The organism is Collinsella sp. i05-0019-G5, assembly GCF_042851345.1.
GTDB lineage: Bacteria > Actinomycetota > Coriobacteriia > Coriobacteriales > Coriobacteriaceae > Collinsella.
In genome coordinates, this window is sequence record NZ_AP031421.1 from 1,023,783 (window position 1) to 1,044,828 (window position 21,046).

General features: G+C 64.6%; 26 protein-coding genes and 1 riboswitch. Of the genes, 23 read left to right on the forward strand and 3 right to left on the reverse strand.

The window, feature by feature from the left end; all coding sequences use genetic code 11:
* The first annotated feature begins 262 nt into the window (after nt 1-262).
* From ACGHIZ_RS04630 to ACGHIZ_RS04735, 22 genes are all read left to right on the forward strand, one after another.
* On the forward strand, nt 263-1,294 hold the full coding sequence (locus tag ACGHIZ_RS04630) for a hypothetical protein (protein WP_390449521.1): 1,032 nt from the start codon (nt 263-265) through the stop codon (nt 1,292-1,294).
* 10 nt (nt 1,295-1,304) lie between these two features.
* A complete protein-coding gene (locus ACGHIZ_RS04635; protein WP_390449524.1) occupies nt 1,305-1,646 on the forward strand; it encodes a hypothetical protein in 342 nt (113 codons plus the stop codon).
* Between the two features lies 1 nt (nt 1,647).
* Nucleotides 1,648-1,758 carry a CD1375 family protein gene (locus ACGHIZ_RS04640; protein WP_253279184.1) on the forward strand — a complete coding sequence of 37 codons (111 nt, stop codon included), beginning with the start codon at nt 1,648-1,650 and terminating at the stop codon, nt 1,756-1,758.
* 78 nt (nt 1,759-1,836) lie between these two features.
* Entirely contained in the window at nt 1,837-3,582 is a 1,746-nt protein-coding gene (locus tag ACGHIZ_RS04645) for a phage minor head protein (protein WP_390449527.1), read from the forward strand.
* On the forward strand, nt 3,575-3,808 hold the full coding sequence (locus ACGHIZ_RS04650; protein WP_117790601.1) for a hypothetical protein: 234 nt from the start codon (nt 3,575-3,577) through the stop codon (nt 3,806-3,808). The genes ACGHIZ_RS04645 and ACGHIZ_RS04650 overlap by 8 nt, the downstream gene beginning before the upstream one ends.
* A gap of 82 nt (nt 3,809-3,890) precedes the next feature.
* Nucleotides 3,891-4,112 (forward strand): hypothetical protein, encoded by a 222-nt coding sequence (locus ACGHIZ_RS04655; protein WP_390449530.1) that lies wholly within the window; start codon nt 3,891-3,893, stop codon nt 4,110-4,112.
* Nucleotides 4,112-4,534, forward strand: a complete 423-nt coding sequence (locus ACGHIZ_RS04660) for an HK97 gp10 family phage protein (protein WP_390449533.1) — start codon at nt 4,112-4,114, stop codon at nt 4,532-4,534. The genes ACGHIZ_RS04655 and ACGHIZ_RS04660 overlap by 1 nt, the downstream gene beginning before the upstream one ends.
* A 109-nt stretch (nt 4,535-4,643) precedes the next feature.
* Nucleotides 4,644-5,207, forward strand: coding sequence for a Clp protease N-terminal domain-containing protein (locus ACGHIZ_RS04665; RefSeq protein ID WP_390449536.1), 564 nt, complete (start codon nt 4,644-4,646; stop codon nt 5,205-5,207).
* A 6-nt stretch (nt 5,208-5,213) separates the two neighbouring features.
* On the forward strand, nt 5,214-6,095 hold the full coding sequence (locus tag ACGHIZ_RS04670; protein WP_390449539.1) for a P22 phage major capsid protein family protein: 882 nt from the start codon (nt 5,214-5,216) through the stop codon (nt 6,093-6,095).
* A gap of 8 nt (nt 6,096-6,103) precedes the next feature.
* Nucleotides 6,104-6,520: a hypothetical protein gene (locus tag ACGHIZ_RS04675; protein WP_390449542.1), complete on the forward strand. Its 417-nt coding sequence runs from the start codon at nt 6,104-6,106 to the stop codon at nt 6,518-6,520.
* Nucleotides 6,472-6,870, forward strand: a complete 399-nt coding sequence (locus tag ACGHIZ_RS04680) for a hypothetical protein (protein WP_390449545.1) — start codon at nt 6,472-6,474, stop codon at nt 6,868-6,870. The genes ACGHIZ_RS04675 and ACGHIZ_RS04680 overlap by 49 nt, the downstream gene beginning before the upstream one ends.
* The gene (locus tag ACGHIZ_RS04685) at nt 6,860-7,228 is read left to right on the forward strand and encodes a hypothetical protein (RefSeq protein ID WP_390449548.1); all 369 of its coding nucleotides are present in this window, start codon (nt 6,860-6,862) and stop codon (nt 7,226-7,228) included. Before ACGHIZ_RS04680 ends, ACGHIZ_RS04685 begins: the two co-directional genes overlap by 11 nt.
* 8 nt (nt 7,229-7,236) lie before the next feature.
* Nucleotides 7,237-7,806 (forward strand): hypothetical protein, encoded by a 570-nt coding sequence (locus tag ACGHIZ_RS04690; protein ID WP_270225844.1) that lies wholly within the window; start codon nt 7,237-7,239, stop codon nt 7,804-7,806.
* A gap of 2 nt (nt 7,807-7,808) precedes the next feature.
* Entirely contained in the window at nt 7,809-8,234 is a 426-nt protein-coding gene (locus ACGHIZ_RS04695; protein ID WP_390449551.1) for a hypothetical protein, read from the forward strand.
* A gap of 125 nt (nt 8,235-8,359) precedes the next feature.
* Nucleotides 8,360-8,530: a hypothetical protein gene (locus tag ACGHIZ_RS04700; protein WP_270225841.1), complete on the forward strand. Its 171-nt coding sequence runs from the start codon at nt 8,360-8,362 to the stop codon at nt 8,528-8,530.
* The gene (locus ACGHIZ_RS04705) at nt 8,531-10,954 is read left to right on the forward strand and encodes a hypothetical protein (protein ID WP_390449554.1); all 2,424 of its coding nucleotides are present in this window, start codon (nt 8,531-8,533) and stop codon (nt 10,952-10,954) included.
* A 1-nt stretch (nt 10,955) separates the two neighbouring features.
* Complete coding sequence (locus ACGHIZ_RS04710; protein WP_390449557.1) at nt 10,956-13,142, forward strand: fibronectin type III domain-containing protein; 2,187 nt, start codon at nt 10,956-10,958, stop codon at nt 13,140-13,142.
* Nucleotides 13,135-14,700 (forward strand): hypothetical protein, encoded by a 1,566-nt coding sequence (locus ACGHIZ_RS04715; RefSeq protein ID WP_390449560.1) that lies wholly within the window; start codon nt 13,135-13,137, stop codon nt 14,698-14,700. The genes ACGHIZ_RS04710 and ACGHIZ_RS04715 overlap by 8 nt, the downstream gene beginning before the upstream one ends.
* Complete coding sequence (locus ACGHIZ_RS04720) at nt 14,697-14,954, forward strand: hypothetical protein (protein WP_390449563.1); 258 nt, start codon at nt 14,697-14,699, stop codon at nt 14,952-14,954. Before ACGHIZ_RS04715 ends, ACGHIZ_RS04720 begins: the two co-directional genes overlap by 4 nt.
* Before the next feature lie 78 nt (nt 14,955-15,032).
* On the forward strand, nt 15,033-15,446 hold the full coding sequence (locus ACGHIZ_RS04725) for a hypothetical protein (protein WP_390449566.1): 414 nt from the start codon (nt 15,033-15,035) through the stop codon (nt 15,444-15,446).
* A 10-nt stretch (nt 15,447-15,456) separates the two neighbouring features.
* Complete coding sequence (locus tag ACGHIZ_RS04730) at nt 15,457-15,762, forward strand: hypothetical protein (RefSeq protein ID WP_390449568.1); 306 nt, start codon at nt 15,457-15,459, stop codon at nt 15,760-15,762.
* Nucleotide 15,763: 1 nt separating this feature from the next.
* On the forward strand, nt 15,764-16,837 hold the full coding sequence (locus ACGHIZ_RS04735) for an N-acetylmuramoyl-L-alanine amidase (protein WP_390449571.1): 1,074 nt from the start codon (nt 15,764-15,766) through the stop codon (nt 16,835-16,837).
* Between the two features lie 261 nt (nt 16,838-17,098).
* On the opposite strand, the gene thiD is transcribed toward ACGHIZ_RS04735, so the two are convergent.
* Together thiD and thiC are read right to left on the reverse strand one after the other, a co-directional pair.
* Nucleotides 17,099-17,929, reverse strand: coding sequence for a bifunctional hydroxymethylpyrimidine kinase/phosphomethylpyrimidine kinase (thiD, locus tag ACGHIZ_RS04740; RefSeq protein WP_390449574.1), 831 nt, complete (start codon nt 17,927-17,929; stop codon nt 17,099-17,101).
* A 177-nt stretch (nt 17,930-18,106) separates the two neighbouring features.
* Nucleotides 18,107-19,441, reverse strand: coding sequence for a phosphomethylpyrimidine synthase ThiC (thiC, locus tag ACGHIZ_RS04745; protein WP_390449577.1), 1,335 nt, complete (start codon nt 19,439-19,441; stop codon nt 18,107-18,109).
* Nucleotides 19,433-19,549: riboswitch (TPP riboswitch) on the reverse strand. Its footprint overlaps the gene before it by 9 nt.
* A gap of 62 nt (nt 19,550-19,611) precedes the next feature.
* Between thiC and ACGHIZ_RS04750 the strand changes: the two genes are divergently transcribed.
* The gene (locus ACGHIZ_RS04750; RefSeq protein WP_117736398.1) at nt 19,612-20,127 is read left to right on the forward strand and encodes a hypothetical protein; all 516 of its coding nucleotides are present in this window, start codon (nt 19,612-19,614) and stop codon (nt 20,125-20,127) included.
* Nucleotides 20,128-20,167: 40 nt separating this feature from the next.
* Here the strand turns inward: ACGHIZ_RS04750 and ACGHIZ_RS04755 are convergent, their stop codons facing one another.
* The gene (locus ACGHIZ_RS04755; protein ID WP_390449580.1) at nt 20,168-20,977 is read right to left on the reverse strand and encodes a YaaA family protein; all 810 of its coding nucleotides are present in this window, start codon (nt 20,975-20,977) and stop codon (nt 20,168-20,170) included.
* Nucleotides 20,978-21,046: the final 69 nt, after the last annotated feature.

Sequence of the window (21,046 nt, forward strand, 5' to 3'; positions counted from 1 at the left end):
AGTTCCTCGGCAACCTGAGGAACGGCTCGGCGGCTGGTCTTCGTTACGCGAACTCGAGGAACAGGTCTGGCAGGGCGAACTGGAACTTCGTCTCCCGGCAACCTGTCTATAAATCTCTACTCGCACCGTGTCTACCGCGCCCGCCGCTTTCTGGCGGGACGCGGCTCAGCCTGACTCCTTTGAGTGAAATTTGTCCGCAAGGCTCACGGGCTGGTAGCCGCAAGGCGAACGCTCGTATGACAGACAGAAAGAGCTTTGATCTATGAAAACCTACTGCAAGGGCCTCGAGCTCACGCGCAGAAGCGTCGTCGAGGCCCTGCACCGATGGAAGAAAAGCGACTCCGGCAAGGAGAACGGCTGGCGCGTCGCCGACGAATACGGCACCGAGACGGCGTTCGTCGACCGCATCTGGCTAGAGCTCTCGACCGAGACGCTGACGTTCGAGCCCATCCGAACCTATCTGAAACACGACCCGAACAGCGGCAAGCTGCGCGAGATAAGCGTCGAGAGCATCAAGCGGCAGGTGTGCAACTACCTTTGCGTTGGGGCGCTCGAGCCGCTCCTTGCCGCCAAGGTCGGCTTCTGGCAGGTGTCGAGCGGCGTCAAGGGCAAGGGCGCGGCGCTGGGGATGCGCAAGCTCAGGCGCGAGGTTCACCGCTTCGCCTACCACGTACACGTCGACATCCGCAACTGCTACGGCTCGATGCGGACGGCGGTGGTGGAGGGTCTGGTGGCGCGCTACGTCAAGAACAGCCAGGTCCTCTACCTGCTCCATTCGCTGCTGTCGACGATGAACGGCGTCCTTATCCTCGGCAGCTACCTGTCGCTTCGGTTGGCGGCGTTCGTGATCTCGTTCGCGTACCACGCGGTCGAGGAGGCGGCGAAGGAGCGGCGCGGCAAGCGCGTGAGGCTCGCGGGATGCCAGGTGTGGTACGCCGACGACGGCTATTTTCTCGGCAACTCAAAGCGTTCGCTCAGGAAGGCTGCGGCCATCGCCGCGCGCGTTTTGGGGCGGCTAGGATTGTCGCTGAAACCGTGGAAGGTGAGGCGCAACGGCGCCGAGCCCATCGACTTCGCGGGCTATCGCATCTGGTGCGCTCGCGGGCGCCGGGTCGACTTGCGAAAGAGGCTCTGGAAACGACTGCGACGCGCGTTCGCGCGCTACATGCGCAGGCGCACCGAGCGCTTGGCAAGGCGCGTGTGCTCTTACTGGGGCTGGTTGAAAACGGCCGTCATGGAGCACCAGATGAACGGTAAGCGGTGCATATTCAACGCGGCGAGGGCCGTGGGTTAGGAGGTAATTTATGGTTGTGAAGTCTGAGCGAACGGGCGAGATGCCCGAGGCGGTCGAGATCGCGGGGACCGACGTCTGGTTGCGCCGCGGCATCGCCGAGGGCGAGCGCGAGGAGCAGGGCGGCGACGGCGGTTCCGTCAAGGTGAAGGTGTTCACCTATGAGGAGCTGCACTTCACCGACCCGACTGGCGAGCTGACGGTCGAGGGCGCAAAGGCCGACTTTGACACCGTCTGGGCGGCACACGAGGCGGACGGCATGAGCATGGAGGAGCAGATCGCATCGCTCCAGCAGCAGGTCGCCGACTCGCAGGCGGCCCTTCTCGAGCTCGGCGACATCGTTGGAGGTGAGTAACTTGGCGAAGATCTACTACCGCGCCGTGAAAAGCGGCAAGCGCACGCTCGAGAGCGTTCCCGAGCGCTGGCGCGACGAGGTGCGCCAGATGCTAGAGGCGGACGGCGAGTAGGGAAGGGCCCCGGCTTCGGTCGGGGCCCTTTTCCGTTATGCGCGGGCGACCATGCGTGCCGACGATTGGAGGCGGCGCATGGCGAAGGATAGCGCTCACGAGTTCTCAGACGCCGAGATTCGGGCGTTCGAGCGCGAGGTGGCGGGAGTGTACGGCGAGGCGAGCAAGACGGCCTACGCCAACCTCAAGCGCTATCTGGCGCAGTTCGAGGCCGACGACGAGAAGATGCGCGGGCGGCTCGAGGCCGGCGAGATCACAAAGGCGCAATACAGGTCTTGGCGACGCGGGAAGATAGCGGCTGGCAGGCGCTACCGAATCGTCCTCAAGCAGTGCGCCGAGGCCATGACGCACGCGAACGTCGTCGCGGCCGCCGCCATCGAGGGCAGGCTGCCAGAGGTCTACGCCGAGAACTACAACTACGGCACGTGGCAGGTCGAGAGCGCCGTGGGCGTTGACACGGCCTACGCACTGCAGGACGCGTCGACCGCGCAGAGGCTGCTCACCGACCACGACAGCTACCTGCCCAAGCCGTCCGTCAACGTCGCCAAGGACGTGGCGTGGAACCGCCGGCTCATCGCCAACCAGATCACGCAGGGCGTGCTGCTCGGCGAGTCGATACCGAAGATAGCCAAGCGCATGCAGGACGTGACGGGTGCGAACCGCGCGGCGGCGGTACGCTTGGCCCGAACCTCGACGACGGCGGCGGAGAACGCCGGGCGCGTCGACAGCTACAAGAGGGCCAAGGGGCTCGGTATCAAGGTGCAGCAGGAATGGGTGGCGACGCTCGACCTGCGCACGCGCTCGAGCCACAGGGAGCTCGACCGCGAGAAGGTAGAGGTCGGGGAGAAGTTCAGCAACGGGTGCCGCTACCCGGGCGACCCCGAGGCTCCGTATGCCGAGACCGCGAACTGCCGCTGCACGCTGGTGGCGTGCTGCGACGGGCTTGACGTGCTCGACGGCGAGCGGTTCAGCCGCCTGCCCGAGGGCATGACATACGAGGAATGGAAGGCGGGCAAGCCAGCCGTCAACGGCGCGAAGCCCGCGAACCGCAGCATCTCAGAGTTCATAGACATGCCCGGAACCAAGCGCAAGCTGGACGTTGCGGGCGTATCCAAGACCGAGGCGCGAAAGCGGCTTTCGCTCCAGCTCGAGGACTACGGCATACCGTCGAGCGGGTTCAGGAAGATGTCGGCGGGCGACCAGCAAAAGGTGCTGGACTCGGCGCTCGGCACGGTTTACGAGGGCGGCGGGAAATCGAGGGCTAAGCCGGTAGAGCACTCAATGGAGTTCGCGGTGGATATGGGGAAGATCGCGAGCAGGGACTACAGGGCAAAGGTGTCTAAAGCCGTCGGCAAAGATGCCGCGGACGGCGTACATGCGAGTATAAGACGCATCCTCAGCCACCGAGGGGGCACGAACGGCGAGGACCTTTACGCCATCGACTTGTCAACGGGCAAGACAATCACGAGCTGCGTTAACTCGACCGTCGGCAGCACCGTGGTCCCTCCGGCGAAGTTCGGCAAGAAGGTCGAGGCGGCAATCGGGGACGGTCGGCGCGTAGTGCTGCTCCACAACCACCCGGCCTCTGGCATCCCGAGCGCGGCTGACCTTTTGGCGGTCGGCGGCAAGGGCTGCGAGATGGGGATAATCGCAGCTCACGATGGAAGTATCTACACGTTCGAGAAGGTTTCCGAGCCGGATGCGTCCTATAATGTCGATGAGGTGAAGTACCTTAGGATCCAAAGGCTTTACGGCGGCAACGAGGACAGGCTGTTTCGGGCGATTGAGGAGAGGTTCGGTTTCAAGATTGAGCATCATGAATGACATACTCAACGAAGCCGTTAGCTATCTCGACGGAAGAGACGACGTCGACGCTATAGGTCACGTTCTCGATTCCAAGCCTAAAGCCGTTCAGGAGCTATGGCTTAAAGAGGCCAAATACGACGACGAGAATCGCAGGGAGTACTACGAGCTGTTTGGCCCGGATAAGTTCGAGGATGCTCTTGAAGCCGATATAGTCGAGATATTCGAAAGCGAACTAAATAACTAGCCAGCAGGCCCCGCCACGGCGGGGCTTTTTTCATGCCGCGTGACCGTGCCGCGACACTGCCCGCAGAGAGATTGGGTCAGGCATGAAAGAGCTATTCACTTGTGCGAACTGCGGCAACTGCGCCGTAAAGCTGGGTTTCGGCTTCACGTTCCCGGATACCTACATCTGCACGCAGCGCGGCGACGAGGTCGAGCCCGACGACGGCTGCACGCTCGGGTGCGAGGGCGTGCCGGTGCAGGCCATCGAGGCCATCGAGGCGGACGTCAACGGCCGCGTTGGCTACGGCTGCGAGGTGCTCGACTGATGGCTTACGGGCTCGTCGGCGGCGTCGGTGACCACGGGCGGCACGGCACCCTCATCACCGAGGAGATCGTAAACGCCGCGAAGCTGGATACCGCCGAGTGCATCGAGATACGGCAGAACAACATCGAGCAGGTCGAGAAGGCCCTCCTGCGCGCCTACAAGACGGGCTTGGAGGAGATAGGCCTCGTCGCGGAGGGCTACGCCAAGGCGACGTGCCCGGTCGACACGGGCAGGTTGCGCAACTCCGTCACGCACCTCCTCAAAGGCTACGACTGCTTCATCGGCACCAACGTCGAGTACGCGCCGTACGTCGAGGAGGGGACCTCCCGCATGAAGGGCAAGCACTTCCTGCGCAAGGCGGCGACGGGCCACGGCGACGCGTACCGGGCGATTCTCGAGAAGCACCTGAGGGGTGGCGCGTAGGGCCGCGTTACTCCGCTTGGATACTCACCCTTGCCGCGAGGTATTGCGGCGCGGGCCCTGCCGAGGCAACAGGCTGGGACCCGCCCATTCCGAAGCAAGGGAGATTCTGTTGGCACTCACGCGAAAGATGCTCAAGGCAATGGGCATCGAGGACGAGAAGATCGACCAGATCATCGAGGAGCACGCCGAGAGCGTGGACGCGCTCAAGGCGCAGCGCGACGAGCTCAAGGAGGCCGCGGGCAAGGCGGACGGCTACAAGAAGGAGCTGGACGCGCTCAAGGCCAAGGGCGAGGGCGCGGGCGAGTACGAGGAAAAGTACAAGGCCAAGTGCAAGGAGCTCGACGACTACAAGGCCAAGGTCGAGGGCGAGAAGGCCGCAGCCGAGAAGCGCGGCCTGTACCGAGAGCTGCTCAAGTCGGCGGGCGTCGACCCCAAGCGCATCGAGACCGTTCTCAAGGTCTCCGACCTCGAGAACGTGACCGTCAAGGACGGCGCTATCGAGGGCGCGGACAAGCTCACCGAGGGCATCAAGGCCGACTGGGCCGACTTCATCGCAACCACAACCGTCAAGGGCGCCGACGTGGCCCACGCCCCCAAGGGCGAGGGCGGCAAGGACATCAACGAAATGAGCACCGCCGAGTACATGAAGTACAAGGCGGAGCAGAGAGGCTAGGGCTAAATGGCTAACACCATCCTCACACCCAACATCATCGCCAACGAGGCGCTGGACGTCCTGCGCACCAACGCCGTCATGGCAAACCTCGTCCACCGCGACTACTCCTCCGAGTTCGTCGCCGGCGTGGGCGACACCATCACCGTCCGCAAGCCCGCCACCTTCGAGGCCAAGGAGTTTACTACCGAGGTCGAGGTGCAGGACGCCACGGAGGGCAAGGTTCCCGTCAAGATGGACAAGCTGCTCGACGTGACGTTCGCCGTCACGTCCAAGGAGCTGACGATGGGCATCGTCGACTTCTCCGCACAGTTCCTCGTCCCCGCGATGCAGGCCTTCGCCGACAAGATCGACGGCTACCTGCTCGCGCTCGAGAAGGACGTCACGAACCGCGTCGACCACACCAAGGGCGCCATCGCCGTGGCGGACATCATCGCCGCCCGCAAGTTCCTCGTGGACGCCAAGGCGCCCTCCACGGAGCGCCGTTTCGTCTACGGCTCCCAGGCCGAGGCCGACCTGCTCAACACCGAGGCGTTCACCAATGCATCCGCCGTCGGCGACAACGGCACCGCCCTCAAGGAGGCATCGCTTGGCCGCAAGTACGGCCTCGACTTCTACTGCGACCAGAATGTGCAGAAGACCACGGCGGAGACGGCCAACTACACGCCGTCCATCGCGTTCCACAAGAACGCCTTCGCGCTCGTGACCCGCCAGCTCGAGATGCCGCTCGGCGCCCCCAAGGCGTTCTCCACCTCCTACGACGGCTTCGGCCTGCGCGTCGTGCAGGGCTACGACCAGAAGACCAAGACCGACACCGTCTCCATCGACATGCTCTGCGGCGTCAAGACCCTCAGCCCCGAGCTCGCCGCCGTCATCACCGATAAGCGATAGGCGCAGAGATGCTCGAGCAGGTGCTTCTGTCGCTGCGCAACTGGTTCGTCGCCGACAAGCGCACGGGGCGCGTCCGTATCGAGGACGGCCGCCTCGTGCCGCCCGCGGCCCTCGGCCTCAAGGAGGGCCAGTACGTCCGCATCACGGGCTCGACCTTCAACGACGGGCTGCACGCGTGGCCCTACAACGGACTCACGGACGAGGAGTTCGTCGGCACCGTCTGGGCGCTCGCCATCCCGCGCGCCGTGGTCGACCTCGCTAACGAGATCGCGGCGTGGCAGACCGAGCACGCCAAGGAGCTGGACAGCCCGTACGCATCCGAGAGCTTCGGCGGCTACAGCTACACGCGCGTCGGCGGCGACGGCTCGCCCATCACGTGGCGACAGCAGTTCAAGGCGCGTCTCGACCCTTGGAGAAAGCTGTGAGCCGCCTGTACGAGCGCATGGCGGTGGCGTGCGCGAGGCTCGTCGCAAAGACCGAGCCCGACGGTGAGGGCGGCTTCAAGACCGTCCTCGCCGTCGGCGACGGCTTCACGGCGGCGATCGTGCGCGACAGCTCCACGGCCTCGCGCATCGCGGAGCACGACGGCGTGAGGAACGTCTACACCGTGACGACCGCCGAGCCGCTGCGGTACGGCGACCTCTTCCAGCGTGCGTTCGACGGGCAGGTATTCCGCTGCACGTCGAACGCGGACGACGGCGCCGCGCCGTGCTGCGCGTCGTTTGGCTTCGGCCAGTGCGGCGCGGAGGAGTGGGAGGTGCCGGATGGCGACTAAGGCGGCGGCGCTGCAGGCTTGGCTCGAGGGCTTCGGCCTTCCCGTATACCGCGACTCGGCGGTGCCGCGCAAGGCGAAGATGCCCTACATCACCTACGACCTGCCGACCGCGGCATTCGGCACGCAGTGCAACTCCGAGGTGAACCTTTGGTTCCATACATCGTCCGAGGCCGCGCCCAACGCCAAGGCCGAGGAGGTCGCCCGGGCACTCGGGCTCTCCGGCGTGCTGCTGCCGTGCGACGGCGGCGGCATGTGGGTGATGCAGGGCGAGCCGTTCTGCAACGCCATGGCCGACGAGGACAACGCCGTGAAGCGCCGAATCATCAACCTGACCATTGAGTACATGACCAGCTACTAGGAGGTCATATGTCTAAGTTCACGCGCATCCCCGAGAACACGTTCAAGGAGATCGTCATCAACGCGGGCCTGCTCGCCACGAATTTCAACCCCAAGACCGCCGAGGTCGCGGAGTCCGAGCTGATGGGCGCGACGAGCGGCGGAACCAGCTTCGCCGCCACGCCCAGCTTCATCGACTACGGCGAGGACATCGACAACTGCCCCGCCAACACGATGGAGCTGAAGCGCATCGACAGCATCGAGGCCAAGCTGAGCGGCACCTTCGTGACGCTGAACACCGCGCTCGGCAAGAAGCTCGCAGCTGCAGCCGACGAGACCGAGGGGAAGATCGTCCCGCGCTCCGCGCTCTCGGAGGAGGACTTCGCCGACATCTGGCTCATCGGCGACTACTCGGGCGAGAACGGCAACGGCTATATCGCCATCCGCCTCATCAACGCGCTCAACACGGGCGGCCTGCAGATCACGACGCAGAACAAGGCCAAGGGTCAGTTCGCGTTCGAGTTCACGGGCCACTACTCAATCAAGAACCCCGAGATCGTGCCCTACGAGCTGTATATCAAACAGGAGATTGGAGCCTAAACATGAAGCTGGAGAACCTTAACGCCGACGAGTTCCAGAACGCCATGTGCCTGCTGGCGGACGTTGCCGAGGACGTCATGAACGGCGAACTCGGCGCGAAGGCAAAGGCCGCCTACGCCAAGTTCCGCTCCGACTCCGCCAAGGCCAAGGCCAAGGCGACCGCCAAGGCCAAGGGCGACCCCGAGGCCGCGAAGGCAGCCGCCACCGCCGAGGTCAACGGCCTCGCCGTGGACATGGTGGTGGGTCTTCTGCCCGACGTGCTGCGCCAGGGTGGCGAGATCAGCTACAAGCTGCTCGCCGCACTCGACGGCCAGACGCTCGAGGAGTACAAGGCCGAGTTCACCGTCAAGAAGTGGGTGGCCGACATCAAGGATGCCATCGACGGCATCGACGGCATCAAGGACGTCCTGGCTCCTTTTTTTGGATAGCCGCCGAGGACCCATCTCACATATGGCTCTGTCTGGGCGAGTACGTCGGGCCACGGCGTGCTCGCCCTTTCTGTAGGTACATGGTCGCGCGGTGGCGCGAGCGGGACGAGCGGGAGGCGTTCCGCGTGTACCTGAGCGAGTCGGTGCGCCTCATGGCGCAGGGGAAGTGGCTCAAGGAGCCCTTCCTGAGCATCGTCAACGGCGGTGCTGGCGATGGGTCCGAGGCGGAGGACACGCGCGGCGGCGACGAGATCGCCGCAGACATCATCGAGCGGATGGGATTGAAGGTGGTCTAGGTGAACCTTCTCGACCTGATGATTAAGGTCGGCCTCAAGGACGAGGCCAGCGGCAAGGTGGAGGGCGTCGCCTCGAAGGTCGTGGGCACGCTCGGCAAGGCCGGCGCGACCGCCGCCAAGGCGGTAGGCGTGGGCGTCGCCGCCGTGGGGGCGGGCGTCGCCGCCGTCACGGGCATGAGCATGAATGCATACGCCGCATACGAGCAGAACGTCGGCGGCATACAGAAGATATTCGGCAACATGGGCAAGTCCCTCGGGGACTACGCCGCCATGACCGGCCAGACCGTCGAGCAGTGCTCCGGTAAGTGGGAGCAGCTCGAGCAGGCCCAGACGACGGTGCTGGCAAACGCCGACCGCGCCTACATAACGGCCGGCCTGAGCGCCAACCGGTACATGGAGCAGGTCACAGGCTTCTCGGCCTCGCTCGTCAAATCGCTCGGCGGCGACACGGTCAAGGCCGCCGAGTATGCCAACACGGCAATGGTCGACATGAGCGACAACGCGAACACCTTCGGCACGGCGATGGAGGACCTCCAGAACGCGTACCAGGGATTTGCCAAGCAGAACTACACGATGCTCGACAACCTCAAGCTGGGGTATGGCGGAACCAAGGAGGAGATGCAGCGCCTCGTCAAGGACGCGCACGCCGTCAACTCCGCCGTGGACGAGTCGAGTCTCTCATTCGACAACATCGTGCTCGCCATCCACACGATGCAGGAGCAGATGCAGATCGCCGGCACGACCTCGCGCGAGGCCGCGACGACCATCGAGGGCTCCTGCAACATGGCGAAGGCCGCCTGGGAGAACTGGGTGACGGAGCTCGGCAAGGACGACGCCGACATGGGCAAGCTCACCGAGGAGCTGTTACAGTCGGTCGAGACGGCGGCATCGAACGTCGTCCCGCGCATTGCGACCATCGTCGGCACGGCGCTGTCGCAGCTACCGAGCCTTGTCACGTCGGTCGGTCCCGTGCTCGGCCAGGCGTTCGTCAGCATCTTCACGCAGGCGCTCGACAGCGCGGCTGAGGCCGTGCCCGGGCCTATGGGCGACATCCTCTCCGCCGTTTCGGACGGCGTGGACGAGATCGGCGAGCGCTTCAAGGGCCTTGGCGAGATCTGGTCGGCTGGTGACAACCCGCTCGAGTCTCTGCACCTCGCCATGGCCTACGGCCTGACGCTGCTCGAGAGCGACCTGTCCACGCTGCAGGAGAACATCACCTCATCGCTGCCCGGCATCGCCGGGGGCTTCGCCGACGTGGGCGGCGAGGTCGTTCCCAGGCTCGCCGAGGGAATCGAGATGGGGCTGTCGTTCCTCTCCGAGACGGCGGCGTCGCTCATGACATCGCTCGGCGGCTACCTGTCTGAGAACCTGCCCTCCATCACGGAGAGCGGCCTGCAGATTCTCACCGGCCTCTCCGAGTCCATAGCCGAGAACGCGGGCGTTCTGGCAGAGGGCGCGGCGAACCTCATCGTCGGCTTGGCGCAGGGCATAGCCGACAGCCTGCCGACGCTCATCGAGCAGGCCCCGGTCATCGTGCAGAACCTCGCCAGCGCGATCAACGACAACGCGCCGATACTGCTCGGTGCCGGCATCCAGGCAATCGTGACGCTGGCGCTTGGCATCGTGCAGGCGATACCGACGCTCATCGCCAACATCCCGGGCATCTTCTCGGCCTTCGTCTCGGCTTGGTCGGCGCTCGACTGGCTGAGCCTAGGCAGGAACGCCATCACGTTCCTGGGCAACGGCATCGCCGGCATGGCCGGCTTCGTCAGCGCGTGCGGCACCAACATCGTGTCCGCTATCCGCGGCGCAATCCAGAACCTGCCGTCCACCCTGGCGAGCATCGGCCGCAACGGAATCAGCAGCCTGGGCTCCGCCATCCGCGGCGCGGTCGGCTTCGTGACCTCGGCTGCAGCCAACATCGGCAGCGCGATCATGGGCGCCCTGTCCTCCATCCCGGGCCGCGTGGCCTCCATCGGCTCGCAGATCGTGCAGGGCATCGCAAACGGAATCAGCGGCGCGGCAGGCGTGGTCGTGAGCAAGATTACCGGCGTGGTGGGCGGCGCCATCGACGCTGCCAAGAACCTGCTCGGAATCCACTCGCCCTCGCGCGTGTTCCGCAAGATGTTCGGCTACGTGATGCAGGGCGCGGCCCTCGGCATCGACGACACAGCGGACGAGCCGGTGAAGTCCATGAGGTCGGCGGTACGCAACGTCGAGAAGGCCGCCGTGTTCGGCGTGAGCGTTACCGGCGGCGGAGCATACGGGGCGACCGCCAGCGGAGCCGCGGGCATCGCGGGCGGCGGAAACGTTTACAACCTCTACCTCGACGGCGACCTGCTGGGCATCGACGGGCGCGTGGCGTCCGCGTTCAGGGCCTTCGTCGCGGCGGTGGAGCAGAGCATGGCGATGGGGGTCGCGTAGCATGGCGCAGGGAAACTGGGTTCAAGGCGGCAGTGGCTATAGAAAGTACTGCTGGTGCGCGTACGTGGACGTTGTTGAGGTCGGGCGCACGGACACCACCGTGACCTACCGCGTCACGCACGGCTACGGCACGCGCTACGCCATCGACTGCTACGCAAACGGCAGCTCGTCGGCGGGCGGCTCGTGGAACGGCTCGGTCTACTCGACGAACAACTCCGGCTGGGTATGGGTGCAGTGCACGTCGCGCGACGTCGAGCTCGCGCGCGGCAACGGCGACGCCTACAACCACACCTTCACTGGCCAGATTAACGTCACGGGCGGCTTCGGCAATGGAACGTCGAACGCCTCCAACACCGTCACGGTGCCGTGCCGCGCCTACCACACGCCGCACACGCCGAAGAACATCAGAGCGGAGCGCCTGAGCGACACCAGCGCGAAGGTCAGCTGGGACACCGACTACACGGGCATGAACGGTGACTATCCCTGGTCGACCGTGACCGTCGGCGCGGTGAAGAACGGCACGGGGGAGTTCGTCGACGTCGGCACCGTCAGTTGGGATACCACGAGCCACACCTACAACGGCCTCGAGCCGGGCTGCATGTACATCTTCTCGGCCAAGGCTACGGGCCCTGGCGGCACGTCGGACTACGGCGTGAGCGCGCCGGCGATCTACACCACGCCGACGGCGCTCGGCATGCTCGAGGCGGTCAAGGCGGAGGCGGCGAAGGTCGTGCTCAAGGGGCACGACGCACCGGCCTTCGTCGACAGCTGGGAGTTCCAGCTCACGACCGACGGTGGAAAGACGTGGGTCGATGCGGACGTGAACGCCTCTTGGGAGGACGAGGAGGCACCGGCGGGTACGGTGCGCTACCGCGCCCGCGCGGTCAAGAGCGGCCTCAAGGGACCGTGGACCGAGTCGAACGAGGTCACGACAATATGCCCGCCGCTCGCACCGTCCATCAGGGGCGTCAGGGCGGCTTACGCCACAGGTTCGACCGCGACGCTCGAATGGGTGCCCAACCATCCGGACGGCTCGGCGCAGACCTCAGCCGAGGTGCAGGTCACGACGCCGACGGGTCCAACCACCACGACGGTCGATGGCCCGGGTGCGAGCCTGAAGCTGCCGACCGGCACCAAGGGCCTCTACTCCGTGCGCGTGCGCACCAAGGGCCTCGACGAGGACTGGGGCGCATGGTCGAGCGCGGCGGCATATACCGTGGCGGACGCGCCCCAGACATTCTTCACCGATCCGGCTGCGGACGGGGCGACCCTGCGCGCGGTGCCGCATACCTTCACGTGGAAGGTGGCCGACGAGACGGGCGTCAGCCGACAGTACCTGTCTTTGCGCGACATCAGGGGCAACATCCTGTGGAGCGGGATGCTTGACAAGGACGCGCGCTCCTTTGGCCTGGGCTATGCGCAGCACGCCTTCGCCAACCGCACGGTCTACAGGGTCGTGCTCACAGTCACAGCCGGATCGTCGCTGTCGGTCGCCGCCTCGAGAACTTTCCGGACTGACTGGGCACCGCCAGCCAAACCGTCGCTCAACATCTTCGTCGACGAGAGGTTGGGATGCCAGCTGTCGGTATTCCCAGGCAAGGCCGACAGTGACGACACGCCCGAGACGTCCCACTTCACCGTGTCGCGCGTCCTGCCCGACGGCTCGAACCTGCAGCTCGGCTCGCACCTTGCGGCTGGCGAGGGCGCGAGCGACCCGCTGCCTCCGCTCAACAGCGAGTTCGAGTACGTCGCGGTTGCCTACGCCGCGACGGGCGTGAGCACAGCGACGAGGGTCAAGACGACCGTGGCGAGCCGCGAGGTGGCTCTCAACTGGGGAGCCGGCGCTGAGAGGTCGTGGCTCGGGCGCTATCTCAAGAAGGGCTCGAGCCGCAAGGTGACGCACGGATACAAGATGCTGCACTTCGCCGACGGCGGGGAAGGGCTGCCCGTCTCGTACGGCATCAACGAACGGGACGTCAAGGACAGCATGGACTTCCTGCTGCTCGACGAGGAGGACTACAAGTCATTCCTCGAGGTCATGAACATGGCGGGGCGCTTCTGGGTGCGCGATCTCTACGGCGAGCGGTTCCGCGCCCGCCTCAACTGTAGCGTGAAGCGTTCCGACGGCGCGTGGGTGGCTTCGTGCGACCCGACGTGGGAGACGTGGGAGGAGCCCGCCAATGGCTGATAGCTGGATAAGGCCGTTCGACGCCTCCTACGACTTCGTGCGCGTATCACGTGAGACGGGACTCGAACTCGACTTCGTGCGCGACATCGAGAACGGCGGCTCCATCGAGCGCAACGCGAACACGGCGCTCTACGAGACTGCATCCCTGGACTTCGCCGACAAGTTCGACGTTGGCAACGACTTTCTGCGCGTGTACCTCAACGCCACCTTCACGGACGGCAGCAAGAGGCGCGAGTGCCTCGGGACATTCATGCCGCAGGTGGACTCGGTGGACATCGACGGCGCCTACCGCGAGGGCCAGATCAACGCCTACGGCCTCCTGAAGCGGCTCAAAGACGACGACTTCGACGGGCCGTACGTGATCGTTGCGGGCAGCAATCTGGTTGACGAGGCCGTCAAGATAGCCGAATCGGTCGGCCTCACCGTCTACGCCGACCCCAGCAGCCTCCTTCTGGGCAGCACCTTGGTTTTCGGCGTGGGCGGGGACAACGACGCTAAGAATAAGCTGGACGCGGTGGACCTGCTCCTCAAGGCGGCCGGGTTCCGCTCGCCGGTGACCGACCGGATGGGCAACGTGATCTACAGGCGCTACGTCGAGCCTGCCGACATGCCCATCTCGGCGGAGTTCACCGAGGGCAGGGATGCGCGCTTCATGCCGGCCATGACCGAATCGACTAACCGCGCCGAGGTCTGCAACGTCGTGCACGTGGACTTCAGCACGCAGGACGCATCGGTGCGCGGCACGGCGGTGGACGACTCGCCCGATTCAGACCTCTCGACCGTCTCGGTCGGTCGTCGAATCGTCAAGAGCTACAGCTACGACAGCCTGCCGGGCGTGGATACCGAGGACGCCAACCTTGTCGAGGGCGCCGCCAACGCCCTCATCGGCACCGGCAAGAAGTCGGATAAGAGCTTCAGGCAGAGCGAGTCGCACGGCAGCATCCAGACCGTCTACGTCCCCGACTCGCCGCAGGTGGGCGTGCTTTTCGGCATCAAGGTCGTCTCGAGTGGCGGGCGCGTCGGCTTCTGCCAGGACGAGGGGCCGAGCGTCAAGAAGGATACGGACTACACGCAGAGCGTGTGGGTCAAGGGCACTAAGGGCGCGACGGGCATCATACAGTCTTTCTGGGATCAGGAGAGGGCGCTTGGCCCGGTGACCAAGGGGTTCACCATGACGGGGGAGTGGCAGAAGGTCAGCTACACCTACCACGCCACGGAGAACCACAGCAAGGTCAGCTGGGGCTACTGCTACATCGACGGCGGCGAGGCCATCTTCGTCGCCGACAAGGTCGAGGAGGGAGGCAACGCCACGCCTTGGCCCCAGGACGCCATGCAGGCGGCGGCGGACCGCAAGGCGGCGGAGCTGCTCGCCACCGAGCGCGCCGTGACGCGCACGGACGAGTTCAGGAGCGTCTACAAGCCCGTCGAGCCGTGCATGGCGGTGGCGATGAACTACAGGACCGGCGGGGTTGTCGGCAAGCTGGCAATCCAGAAGCAGACGCTGACGCTCGACGCCGGCTGCGTCATAAAGCACACGGCGAGGAGGTACGAGCGATGAGCGATTCGGCAGCCGAGATCAAGGGCGCGGCGGCGCGGCTGGCGGCGGCGATGCCGTCGGGCGGCAAGCGGCTGACGATGGAGTTCGGCACGGTCGTGGGCGTCCACGACACGGCGCTCGACGTGATGCTGCACGGCGCGGTGGTGACGGTCCCGATGGTGCGCTCCTGCACGGGGTGCATCATCACCGACCGCGCCGTGATCCTGTCGCAGGGCCCGCTGGCCGTGTGCGTCGGCACGATGGCGGCGGTGTAGGCCGGCGTTACGGAGGCCTGAACCTGCAGTGTGGCGGGGAATGGGCCCCACCACACTGCAGAACGGGAAGGAGGCCGGATGGAGGCGCTCAAGCTTTTCGCGCCGTATGGCCCGGGGTGGCTGGGAGGCGTGCTGCTTGTGCTCGTCGCCTTCTACTTCGGCAGGCAGTTTTTGGACGAATACAAGGCCCAAAACGAGCGCAAGGCGAACATCGACCTCAAGCGCGAGGAGCGCAAACAGGAGGAGGTGGCCGCGCGGGCGCAGCGCGACCGCGAGCGCTCGCAGATGGAGGGCCGCATCGCCAGCCAGATGGAGAGGTCCAACAGCCTCATGGAGGCCATGAAGACGCTGATGGAGTCCGTGGTGGCCTCGAACGAGGTGCTGCACTCGGACCTCGCGCACAGCCAGGCACGCAGCCAAGGAATGGCGCAGAAGGTCGACCACATCTACGACCGCGTCGACCTCATGTACAACAAGGAGACAAACAGATAGGAGCAATCAAATGACTGAGATTCAGGCAGGGCTCACGGTGTGCACGGTGCTGGTCGTGCCGTACATCGTGCAGGCCATCAAGACCAAGGCCATGACGGGTAGCGTCGCCCGCTGGACGGCCATCGCCATCTCGGCGGGGTGCGGCGCCCTCACGGCCATGGCGGGAGGCGTGCCCACCGACCCCTCGGCGTGGGTGACGTCCATCTTCGCGTGTGTCGGCGGCGTGCAGGTGGCCTATGCCGCCTTCAAATCCGTCGGCATCACGGACAAATGGCTCGACGCGCTGCTCGCGCTCGGCGACATTAAGGAGGACTAACATGGCAGATTTCGCGAACGTCCAACCGGACGAGTACAAGCTCCTCGGCTGCAACTTCTCGGCGGGACGACCCTTCGGCATCAAGGGCGTCACGATCCACCATATGGCGGGTGACCTCAATGCGGCCCAGTGCAACAGCATCTGGGCCGCCAACGGCTGCTCTGCCCACTACTCGGTCGACCGCAACGGCTACATCGTGCAGCACGTCAACGACACCGACCGCGCCTACGCTTGCGGCGACGGCATCGGCACGGGCGGCGGCAACGACACCACGATCTCCATCGAGCACGCCAACAGCGCGCGCGGCCCGTGGACGGTTCACGAGGCCGCTATCGAGAGCGGTGCGCACCTCGTGGCGGCGCTGTGCCTGTACTACGGGCTGGGCCGCCCGGCATGGATGGTGAACGTGTTCCCACACAAGCACTGGTCGTCCACGTCCTGCCCCGGCGAGCTGGCCGGCTCGCAGCGCGACCACTACATGCAGCGCGCCGTCGAGTGGTACGACGCGATGGTCGGCGGCACGCAGCCGTCCGCGCCGACTGTGCAGCCCGCGGCGACCCCTGCTGCGCCTTCGGAGTCGCAGGGCGCGCCGGGCGGTTTCCCTCGCTCCACTGGCGCCCGTGTTCCCGTACACTACTCGCTGCACCTCAAGGGTGGCGGCTGGCTGGACGAGGTGACTGACTTCGGTGCCGGCGACGACGGCTTCGCGGGCTACCCGTGCCGACAGCATGACCTCCTTTGCGCCCGAGTTGATCGCGGTACGCTCAAGTATCAGGTCCACACCGTCGAGGACGGCTGGCTCGACTGGGTCGCCAAGGGCGACCGCAACGACACCGTAAACGGCTGCGCCGGTATCGCCGGCCATACCATCGACGGCGTACGCATGTACTACGTGACGCCGAGCGGCGAGGAGTACAAGCAGGCGTGGTACCGCTCCCAGACCACTGCGCGCGCCGGATGGCTGAACACCGTGTGCGACGACGGCTCTACCTATAGCGGCGACGACTACGCCGGTATCTACGGCGAGCCGCTCGACCGTCTGCAGGTCTGCGTCACCGACGGGGTGCCGTGGTAATGGCTTTCGTCATGGGCGCGGCGCTCGGCGCGATTCTGGGCAGTTTCGTCACGGTTGTCGCGCTCGCCCTGATCTGGGGCGGGAGCGACCGCGGGCGATAACAGCAAAAGGGGCCGTGGCGGTTCGTCGCCACGGCCCCTTTCTCGTATCCCTCGAATATCCCAAGTGGGCGCAAAACCCCAAGTACGGTCAGCGTGTTGCGGTGCCGTCAGCGAGTTTTGCCTGATGGTCAGCATCAATAGCGAGCTGCGGCAAACTGTCTCAGTACTGCCACATGTGGTTGACAGGGCCAGAGCCTTTGCCCATGTTCAGGCCGGCGGCCAGAGCGCCTGTCAGGTATGCCTTGCCCGCATTGACGGCATCGGCAAGATCCATGCCCTGGGCCAGCGCGCAGGCGATGGCGGACGAAAGCGTGCAGCCGGTGCCGTGTGTGTTGTCGGTCTCGATGCGCTTGTGGCGGAACCACGTGGTGAGCGGATCGCCTAGATGGTTGCCCTCGTCATCGAGTGGCGCGGGTTCGGCCAATACATCGTTGGCCTCGTTGACAAAATGCCCGCCCTTAACGAGGGATGCGCAGCCAAAGCGGCGGGTGAGGAGCATGGCGGCATTTTGCTGCGTGCGCTCGGAATCGACTTCGTAATCGAGCAGCGCCATGGCCTCGGGAATATTGGGCGTGATGACCGTTGCCAACGGGAACAGGCGACGCGTGAGCGCCTCGGCCGCATCCTCGGCAATCAAGCGCGCGCCCGAGGTGGCGACCATAACGGGGTCGACGACCACGTTCGTTGCGTTCCAGGCGCTCAGGCGGTCGGCGATGACTTCGATAATCTCGACAGAGGAGACCATGCCGATCTTGACGGCGCTCGGGCGAATATCGTCAAAGACGGCATCAATTTGCGCAGCGACGATATCGGGGGAGATATTCTGCACGGCGGTGACGCCGAGCGTGTTTTGTGCGGTTATGGCTGTGATGGCCGTCTCGGCATACAGGCGGTGCGCCGTGATGGTCTTGATGTCGGCTTGAATGCCGGCTCCACCGCTGGAATCGGATCCTGCGATGGATAGAACGGCGGGAACCTTGCTGCGATCCATGTTCGCTCCCTTGTCCGGTCGGATTCAAATGGGTCTTCTGCCTGCATTATAAAGTTGCCCGGGCCAGCTGTATGCCGATCCCGGGCGGGTAGTGCAATCTTTACGCAAACGCAAGCAAATGTTCACACGTCAACAGTTGACGAACACCTTGTTACCGATTGCGGCTCCGGTGACGAGTTAGTCCTCCATGCCCAGATCTATCGTGGTGCCCTCGAAGATCTTGTTGACGGTACGGACGGCACACATCTTGCCACACATGGTGCAAGTGCCCTCGGTTGCGGCGGGGGATTCCTCGTAGCGCTTCTTGCCGGTGACCGGGTCGAGCGCGCACTTCCACATCTCTTCCCAGTCGAGCTTGCGGCGTGCCTGGCCCATCTTGTCGTCCATGTCGCGGGCGTGGGGCACCTTTTTGGCGATGTCGGCGGCGTGTGCGGCGATCTTGGTGGCCATGAGGCCATCGAGCACGTCCTGGGCGTTGGGCAGGCACAGGTGCTCGGCCGGCGTCACGTAGCACAGGAAGTCGGCGCCGGAGCTGGCGGAGATAGCGCCACCGATGGCGGCGGTGATGTGGTCGTAACCCACGCCGATATCGGTCACCAGCGGCCCGAGCACATAGAACGGGGCGTTGTGGCACAGGCGCTTCTGCAGTTTCATGTTGGCGGCGATCTCGTCGAGCGCCATGTGACCCGGGCCCTCGACCATGACCTGGACGCCGGCGGCCCAGGCGCGCTTGCACAGCTTGCCCAGCTCGATCATCTCGGCGGTCTCGGTTGCGTCGTTGGAGTCGTAGAGGCAGCCCGGGCGGCAGGAGTCGCCAAGCGAAATCGTCACGTCGTACTCGTGGCAGATCTCGAGCACCTCGTCGTAGAACTCGTAGAAGGGGTTCTCGTTACCGGTGACCTCCATCCAGCCAAACAGCAGCGAGCCGCCGCGGCTGACGATGTTCATGAGGCGGCCGGTCTCCTTAAAGGTCTTGATGACCGACTTATTGATGCCGCAGTGGATGGTCATGAAGTCCACGCCGTCCTCGGCGTGCGCGCGAACGACCTCGAGCAGGTCGTCCTTGGTGAGCTTGACCAGCGGCTTTTCCATGTAGCCGATGGCGTCGTACATGGGGACGGTGCCCACCATAAGCGGCGTCTCGTCGATGAGCTGCTGGCGGAACTGGCGCGTCTTGCCCGAGTTGGAGAGGTCCATGATGGCGTCGGCGCCAAAGTCCTCGGCAATCTTGACCTTCTTCCATTCCTCGGCGGCATCGGCCTTGTCGCCCGAGATGCCCAAGTTCACGTTGACCTTGGTGGACAGGCCCTCGCCGACACCAAAGGCGCGCATGCCCTTTTTGATATGCACAATGTTGGCGGGAATGGCGATGCGGCCGTCGGCCACGCGCTCGCGGATGTACTCGGGGTCGCGATGCTCGCGCTCGGCGACCTCCTTCATCTGCGGTGTGATCTGCCCGGCGCGGGCGAAGTCGATTTGCGTGACGAGCTTGGGCTCGGTCTGTGTGCTCATTGGCACGGCTCCCTTCGTTGGCATTACCCATATCAGGTTTGCGGGTCAGGGCGGGCGCGCCCAGTCTCAGCCTGCCGTCTTGTCCTGCAAGCTCCCCGTTATGTCATGGGCTCAAGTATAGCCTGAATGGGTACGATTGGGCCAACGAGCGTGCCTGTGGGGAGGCGAACATGGAAGACAAGCATCTATATCGAGAGACGCAATGGGATGTATCGGCCGAGGAAAGCCGTGCGCACCATGGCCTTGTCGCGATTGGCTTTGCGGTGCTTGCCGTGCTGGTGATTGCCGTTTGTATCTGGACGTTTGGTGGTCGCGGCGGCGCTGCATGGGAGTTCGAGGCTGATGATAGCCTACCGATAATGACGGTGAAGGTCGCGGGTGGCAATACCGTTGCCGCGCCGGGCGACTATTGGTATCCGCGCGATGGATTTGTCCAGCTGCAGCTGAGCGGCGGTTCCATTCCTGGTGAAGAGATCGAGCGCGTGACCTTCGATGCGTCGCTTAAGACGCTGTCGGTCGAGCTCAAAGATCAAGGGGATGTGCCCACGACGATGGATATCGCGCTGACGGAATGGCGCTTGGAGCCCCCATCGGGTGTTGCGGTGTCCGAGGTAGAGCACGTTAAGATTACCTACCAAGATGGCTCGACAAACGAAGTTGCCAAAGCCGACGGCTTGGCGGAATAGACGCCGTGCCTAGGCAGCACATTCAAAAGTAGCGGTGGTCCTACAAGGTCTGTTCGTTCAGGAAGACCAAAGTGTTCTTATTTGAAAGCTCGGGAAAGTGACGATAACCAACATCAAACGCGGTGAGCCCGCTTACATCCTCGAGCTTGTTTTCTGCCATCCAGCGCACCATGGAACCACGTGCCTTTTTGCTGGCGGTCGAGCGCTGGATGGGCTTGCCGTTGCGGATGCCTTCGCCAAAGAGGCACGTGACGACCGTGGCGTCGCCCGCGAGATGGGGCAGAACGGCTTTGGCGTACTCTACGCTGGCGAGGTTGACGATCGTGGTGTTTGAGCCTGCCGGGGCGATAGCCCGCGCGAGCTTGTCGCTCCAAAACGCATAGAGGTCTCGGGCATCGTCAACGGCGAGCTTCGCGCCCATTTCCAGCCGATATGGTTCGACGGCATGAAAGGGGCGAACGCACCCGTAAAGGCCCGAGAGGATCCACAGATGGTCTTGCAGCCATGCGAGCTGCGCGGAATCCATCACCTCGGGCGCCATGCTCTGGTATTGAATGCCGTGATAGGACATGACGGCAGGGGAGAGGTGACGGGCGAGTGCGGGATTGTCGAGATCGCCGTTTTTCAGGATGGGCCCAAACTCATGCAGGGTGTTGAGGCAAGGCCCCAGCAGTTTGTCACTCACGTTCCATAGCGCCTGCAGACCTCCGCTGCCTTCATTCCGCTCGATATCTAGCAGTGCGCGGTGGAGGCGAGCCGTCTCGTGCGCAAAAGGTGGAATGCCCAGGACTTCAAAAGCATCTTGGGCCGCGCGCATCTGCTTGGCGGGCGAAATGATGACCTGCGGCATGGACTCTCCTTTGCAAAAAAGAAAGTTGCGGTGAAATACGGCCCGTTTTGGCCGTTTATGGGCCAGTTT